General features: G+C 60.5%; 7 protein-coding genes. 2 read left to right on the top strand and 5 right to left on the bottom strand.

Annotated elements, in window-relative coordinates; translation table 11 throughout:
- The 5 genes from ACSSV4_RS20275 to ACSSV4_RS20255 form a co-directional block, all read right to left on the bottom strand.
- A partial coding sequence (locus ACSSV4_RS20275) for a strawberry notch-like NTP hydrolase domain-containing protein (RefSeq protein WP_454276900.1) occupies positions 1-2,293 on the bottom strand: 2,293 nt, incomplete at its 3' end.
- A gap of 101 nt (positions 2,294-2,394) precedes the next feature.
- Positions 2,395-2,547: an antitoxin PaaA2 family protein gene (locus ACSSV4_RS20270; RefSeq protein ID WP_009819682.1), complete on the bottom strand. Its 153-nt coding sequence runs from the start codon at positions 2,545-2,547 to the stop codon at positions 2,395-2,397.
- Positions 2,537-2,701 carry a hypothetical protein gene (locus ACSSV4_RS20265; protein WP_454276899.1) on the bottom strand — a complete coding sequence of 55 codons (165 nt, stop codon included), beginning with the start codon at positions 2,699-2,701 and terminating at the stop codon, positions 2,537-2,539. Before ACSSV4_RS20265 ends, ACSSV4_RS20270 begins: the two co-directional genes overlap by 11 nt.
- 189 nt (positions 2,702-2,890) lie before the next feature.
- Positions 2,891-3,817 carry a DMT family transporter gene (locus ACSSV4_RS20260; RefSeq protein WP_454276898.1) on the bottom strand — a complete coding sequence of 309 codons (927 nt, stop codon included), beginning with the start codon at positions 3,815-3,817 and terminating at the stop codon, positions 2,891-2,893.
- 37 nt (positions 3,818-3,854) lie between these two features.
- The gene (locus ACSSV4_RS20255; RefSeq protein WP_454276901.1) at positions 3,855-4,556 is read right to left on the bottom strand and encodes a DUF6927 domain-containing protein; all 702 of its coding nucleotides are present in this window, start codon (positions 4,554-4,556) and stop codon (positions 3,855-3,857) included.
- 100 nt (positions 4,557-4,656) lie between these two features.
- Between ACSSV4_RS20255 and dctP the strand changes: the two genes are divergently transcribed.
- Both dctP and ACSSV4_RS20245 read left to right on the top strand, forming a co-directional pair.
- On the top strand, positions 4,657-5,652 hold the full coding sequence (gene dctP, locus ACSSV4_RS20250; RefSeq protein WP_454276897.1) for a TRAP transporter substrate-binding protein DctP: 996 nt from the start codon (positions 4,657-4,659) through the stop codon (positions 5,650-5,652).
- A 4-nt stretch (positions 5,653-5,656) separates the two neighbouring features.
- Positions 5,657-6,148 (top strand): TRAP transporter small permease, encoded by a 492-nt coding sequence (locus ACSSV4_RS20245; RefSeq protein ID WP_454276896.1) that lies wholly within the window; start codon positions 5,657-5,659, stop codon positions 6,146-6,148.
- Positions 6,149-6,165: the final 17 nt, after the last annotated feature.

Here is a 6,165-nt window from a genome sequence, read left to right as displayed (position 1 = left end):
AAATAATGCGCAGCAAAGGCCGCGCGGACATCCAGAAACCAAGGAAAACAAAGATGAACCTCGGATACCTTCGCATTATCGCGTCCTCGCGATTACGCACGTTATGCGCAGCTGCGCATAACGTCCGAAACGCACCCGCGTATGCGTCGTAGATCTCGATCTGGGCAGGGGTGAGCGCGTGTTCGAGCACGTCATATTCCACGCCATCAAAGCTGAGGGCACGGGCCGTGTAGAGGCCGAGCGTCTTGAGATCACGCGCGACCACCTCCATGGCAGCCACGCCGCCGGCTTCCATCGCAGAAACGAAACTCTCGCGGCTTGGGAAGGGGTATTCGGGGCCCTGCCCCCAGAGCCCCAGCCGCGCGGCATAGGCGAGGTTGTGCACGCTCGTGGCACCCGTGGCCGAGATGTAGAAGACGCGGGCGCGGGGTGCTGCCAGTTGCAGCCGCAGGCCAGCAAGGCCCTGCTGGGAGGGTTTGACCCCCCTGCCCTGCTCGGACCCGGCCGCGTTCTGCATGGCATGGGCTTCATCAAAAGCCAGCACGCCTTCAAAGTCTTCGCCCATCCAGTCGAGGATTTGGCTTAGTCGCGTGGTGCCGCATTTGCCCGCGGACCGCAGCGTGGCGTAGGTCGCGAAGAGGATACCATCGCCCATCGGGATGGGCTGGTCCGGTTTCCACTTGGAGAGCGGCTGGATGTCGGCGGGCGAGCCGCCAAGATCGGTCCAGTCGCGGATCGCGTCCTCGATGAGCGTGGCGGATTTGGAGACCCAGATCGCCTTTCTGCGTCCGGCCAGCCAGTTGACAAGGATGAGCCCCGCGCATTCGCGCCCCTTGCCGCACCCGGTGCCGTCGCCGAGGAAATAGCCGAGGCGATAGGCCCGTGCCTCCGGGTCATCATCGGCGCGCGTCAGCTTGGTCTGGTCGTCATCGATGGTGAATCGTCCTGGCAGGTCGCGCCCATGGGCGTCATGCGCCATGATGATGGTTTCCAGCTGCGCCTCGGAGAGATGTCCCTCCTCGATCAACCGTGCGGGCAGGCGCAAGTCATCACTGCCCGTGTTTGAGGGCATGGGCGGGGCAACCGAGGCCATGGCGATGCTCTCGACGAGCGGCGTGGGATGTTCTTGCGCACCCGCGATCTCGATCCGCTGCGGACGGTAGCGCGCATAGATGTCCGAGATGGGCGTGTTGTCGCGCGGGATATCGAGGCTCTTGAAAGTGAGCGGGACAACGGCATTGGCCCGAGATTTGGAGGCGGCGACAGGCGCAGCAGCGGTCTTGCGCGGGGCAGATGATGGAACGATCGGTCGCGCATGAGGGATCGCTTCAGCCCGTTGGACGGGGCGCATCTCGGGCCGGGTCGCGGCAACTGCGTCGACAAAAGGAAGGGCTTCATCCAAGTCCCGGACACTGGCGCGGATCATTTCGCCGTCCTCCTGCACCTTGTCGAAGACCATCAGCTGGGTTTCGACAGAGGTGCCGAGCTTCCGATAGACCTGTCCCGGCATCGTCAGCGCCAATCGCGGCGTCAGGAGACCGCAGGCGCGGGACCAATGCGCGGCATCGCGTTCGGGCGTGAATCCCGGCGGCATGATCGCCACCAGCCGCCCACCGGGCGCGAGACGCTTGGCAGCCGCGACGAGATGTTTGGCGGCGATGTGCTTGTCTCGGGAGCGGTCGACCGAGGAGGCGAAGGGCGGGTTCATCACCACGACGTCGGGTAGAAGCAGCGACTGCAGCAGATCGTCGATATGCTCGCCGTCATGGCCTGTGACCTCGCCGCCGAAAACCGCGCGCAGGAGGCTCTGGCGAAAGGGGTCGATTTCATTGAGCAGAAGCGTCGCACCGGCCCGGGCGGCGAAAGCAGCCAGGGCACCGGTGCCAGCCGAGGGCTCCAGCACGGTCTCGCCCTTGCGGATCGCTGCGGCCCGCACCGCCATGGTCGCGAATGCCAGCGGCGTGGAAAATTGCTGCAGCCGGATTTGCTGTTCCGACCGGCGGGTTTCCGTCAGGAGCCGCGAGGCAAGCAGCTTTGCAGCGGCGATGTCACCTGCCGCGCCGTCCCCACGCAGCAGCACCTGAACAGCCGCGGCCTGCATCAGGTCATATGCCATGCGCCAGTCCCAGGCACCGCCGGCATCGCTGCCATGGAACGTCTCGCGCATGATACGCGCGAGCGCTGAACTGCGCAGGGGCTGGTTGTCGACCTCCGCGCCGATCTGCGCGAGGGCAGAGGTGAGGTTAGCGTCGGAGATTGGGAAAGCCGGGTTTGCCGGTTTGGGCCTAGACATGGGGATTTTCCTTTGGATCAGGGTCTGAGTTCCAAAGGACAAAAAGCCCGCTTTCGCTTTTCAGGGTGGCGGGGTCAGACCGCGCTGCCCCCAAGGCTTGGTCAGGACTTGGGTTCGACCTGCCGCTTCGCATCAATCAATGCCTGTGCGGCCTGCATCACCTGAACTTGAGATGTTCCCGAGCGTGCATCCTCCAGCGCGGCCTGCACCTGCGCGCAAAACCAGGCGTCATAAGAATTCGCTTCAGCGGCCACGGAGATGCTCCTCGAGACCCATATCCAGCAGCTTGCCGAGGTCATCGGGCATGTCTGCAACGCGCACAACAATTGGGAATCGGTGCCCCGTCAGTTCAGGCGCGCCTTGTTCATCGGTGCCGAGGTGCGGCCCTTCCTTATCTGTTGGGTCCATTGCGATTTCTCCCACTGTAATATGGGTCGATGCTACATCACCCAGCGTGGTGACGTAATCGGCAATGCCATTGTGGTCACACCAAGTAGGGCCACTTAGGGATCGAATGCCGGAGGGGGCAGAATCCTACGTGAAGCTCAAAGCCGCCATTCATTGAAAAAGCCGGCGAAATCTTACTCAGAGCCCAAGCTACCTGTCCGGCTTTTTGCTGATCACGGTTGTCACGGTTCGGGTTGAGCGACTTTGGGTGAGAGCTATGGCCCCCAAAACCAGTGCGCAGGCAAGCGCCTGTGCACCTGTAATAGCTTCGCCGAACGCAAATGCACCGACGGCAAACATCGTGGGCAATTCAATACTTCCGACGACAGCGGTGCGCGTCGCCCCGATGATAGGTGAACAAATGGTGTAGATCAGTTGCGGGATGAGCGCCGTCACAAGGCCGATCCCGACGATTAGAACCCAGTCGTTCCCGCCTTTGGGCAGGATTTCACCGACGTCGGATGAAAGAATGAGTGGGGCAAGGCCGATGACCGACCCAAGCGACACTGACGCTATTCTGGCAAGAGGCGCAATGCGGGACAAGCGGTGCACAAGAACACATATGCCGAAGCCAAAACCAAAAGGTGCCGCTAATGAGATGAGGAGGGTTGGAATTTGGTCCACAGGCACAGATGCCGGAGACCCTGCAATTATCGCAGCGACAACGATCAACCCAGCCGCAACAAGACTGCGTTGCGTTGGTTGATCACCAAAAAGCACCCACGCGATGGCAATCGTAAACACTGGATACGTCATGTAGAGAACGCCAACCGTCGATGCGGGAACTGTCTCAAGAGCAGTGACATAGCCGACCCATCCAAGGCCCATCACCCCGCCTGCGACCATACCCCAGAGTATTTCCCGCCATTCTGAGCGATGCATCAGCAGTGCTGGCAACAGGACAATCGCTGCCAATATGTAACGGTAAAAAGCGACCGCGTAGGGCGCGAGACCTTGATCGGTCAACCCTCGGCTAAAATAGGGCACAAAGCCGAAACAGATGGACGCAAAAAGCACGCCAATGACAGCGATGGCAAAGGGGGTGCCGGTCCGCTTGGCTGATGTCGTTTGATTCATGTCTCACGATTATCACGCTACCCTGTGATTGCCATCATCAATAGAAATGAACGGCAGTTTTGTCCCGCACACCTGCCTCTCGATTGATTGATGATGAAGGTCCGCTCAGACCCGCCGGGGGCGAGATCCGTTTCATTCCCCCCTTCCCCGCCAGGAACTCCGCTAGCACTGGGCTGGCAGCACATTTCGCGCAGCTGAGCAGCTCCGAGCCCGCAAGCGAGGCCTTCGAGAGCTGCACGAGCCCGCCGGTTTCCTCGATGCGGTAGCAGCGGCGTTTTTGCCGCCCCCGCCTGTAGTGGGTCGCGGTGACGATCTGGCAGGTAATGCCATCGGTGAGCGTCACGGGCGCGGTGAGCCTGATCTTGTCGCCTTCCTCGTAATCCGGAATCGCAGCCCAATGCCGGCAGCGCTTGCGCCAGTCCTGGGCGTAGCTGCCTTCGTCTTTCAGGTCGGAGAGAAGCTCGATCAGCCCAAGGGGAGCACGAGACTCGTTCGGGCCAGCGCTTTCCTCCATGTCCTTGTAGCCCCAGCAGCCGTCATCGTATCGGGTGAGGAAGACAGCCCCGAAGGTGATGGAGCCATCCGCATCAGTCACATAGGTCGTGTCCTCGACCGGCGAGCCATCGATACTTGTGACCTTTGCCGCCGCGTACCAGGTGGAGCCGACTTTGCAGGCCTTGACCAGTTCGGTATTGTGCGTGTTGCCCTCGAAGGTGCAGAGCCGAAGCAACCACACCATTCGGTGGGGCAATTGACAACAATAGACATTTATGTCCACTCTTTTTGCATCTAACGTAGCCGCTTGATTGTCAACCGGCCTGCCAACAGGAGGATAGTAAGTGTTTTTCAGAAAAATCATGGTGTTGGGCGCGACAGCCGCAATGCTTGCCATGTCCCCGGCCTTGGCCCAGACCGAACTGAAGCTCGCCACTGATTCCGGCGCCAAGGGGTCTCCGTCTGGTGACGCGATGGATCGTTGGGCGACACTGATCGAGGAAGGCACCGATGGCGACGTGCAGGTCGATGTCTTCTACCAGAATGAACTGGGAAGCCAGGCCGAAGTCTTCGACCTGTTCGTTGCCGGTGACATCGACATGATGATCAACTGGCCGATCACCGCCTATGACGAACGCCTCGGCGTTCTGTTCACCCCCTACATGGTCACCAGCTGGGAAGAGGCCTTCGAGGCCTACAAACCCGGCGGCTGGGTCAACGACATGCTGGTGGGCATCTATGACGATCTCGGGCTCAAGTTCTTCGGCCCCTGGCCCGAAGGCTTCAACGGGGTCGCGTCCGCCAACAAATACGCCATGACCGAAGAAGAGGCCGCCGATCTCAAGATCCGCGTGCCTGCGATGTTCCCGATGGCCGAGTCGGTCCAGGCGCTCGGCTATCAGACGGCAACGATCGACTGGAGCGAAGTGTTCACGGCGATTCAGACTGGCGTGGTCGACGGCGACGGTGCGAATATCATCTACTGGGACTACGAGTATTTCCGCGATGTGCTGGATTACTACAACCATACGAAGATGCAGTTCGTAACCGGCGTGATCGCGATGAACAGCCAATCCTGGGACAGCCTGTCGGAAGAGCACCGCACTGTCGTTCAGGACGCGGCCATGACGGTCATGAGCGAAGCCTTCGATCAGGCGCAGGAGCGCGACCAATACTATATCGACAAGGCTCAGGAAGCGGGTATGGAATATGTCGTGCCCAGTGACGAACAGCTTGCCGAGATGGCCAAGAAGGTTCGTGCCGAGGTCTGGCCGCTGATGGAAGAACGCATCGGCAGCGAAATCATGGATACGATCCGTGAGAATGCTGGCGGGCAATAGAAGCTTGTCTCTCGTCAAGTCCATAGGAGAGGCCACCGCAAACGCCCTGAGCGCGATTGCGGTGGCCTCGTCCATCGTAGTGGCCGGGTTGATGTTTTTCCTGGTCATTGCCCGTTACGTGTTGGGCCTGTCGGTTGTCGGTCTGCACGAACTCATAACACTGGCGGCGGTCGCGCTTTACATGACCGGCGCCGTGATCGCCTCGCGCAAGCGCGAACACCTGACGGTGGACTGGATCGCCGGCAACATGACCGACCCGCAGAAAAAGGCCGCGCATGACCTGCTGATCGCGGTCCTGACGATAGTGGTCACGGGATTTTTCATCGTCTGGTCCTACTACATGTTCACTTGGGGCATGAAGCGACCGCAAAGCACACCGGCCTACCAGATTCCGCTCTGGATTCCCCAGTTTGCCATCGGCGTTGCCGCCGTCGGGTGCTTTTCCTATGCGCTGCGCGATGCGATCGATGCCCTTTTCCGCCTGAAACGGCGCTGAAACTCATGGAATTCCTC

The organism is Roseovarius sp. MBR-154 (genome assembly GCF_053628595.1).
Note: the sequence above shows the minus strand (reverse complement) of the source record. Positions and strands in the feature narration are given on the sequence as shown.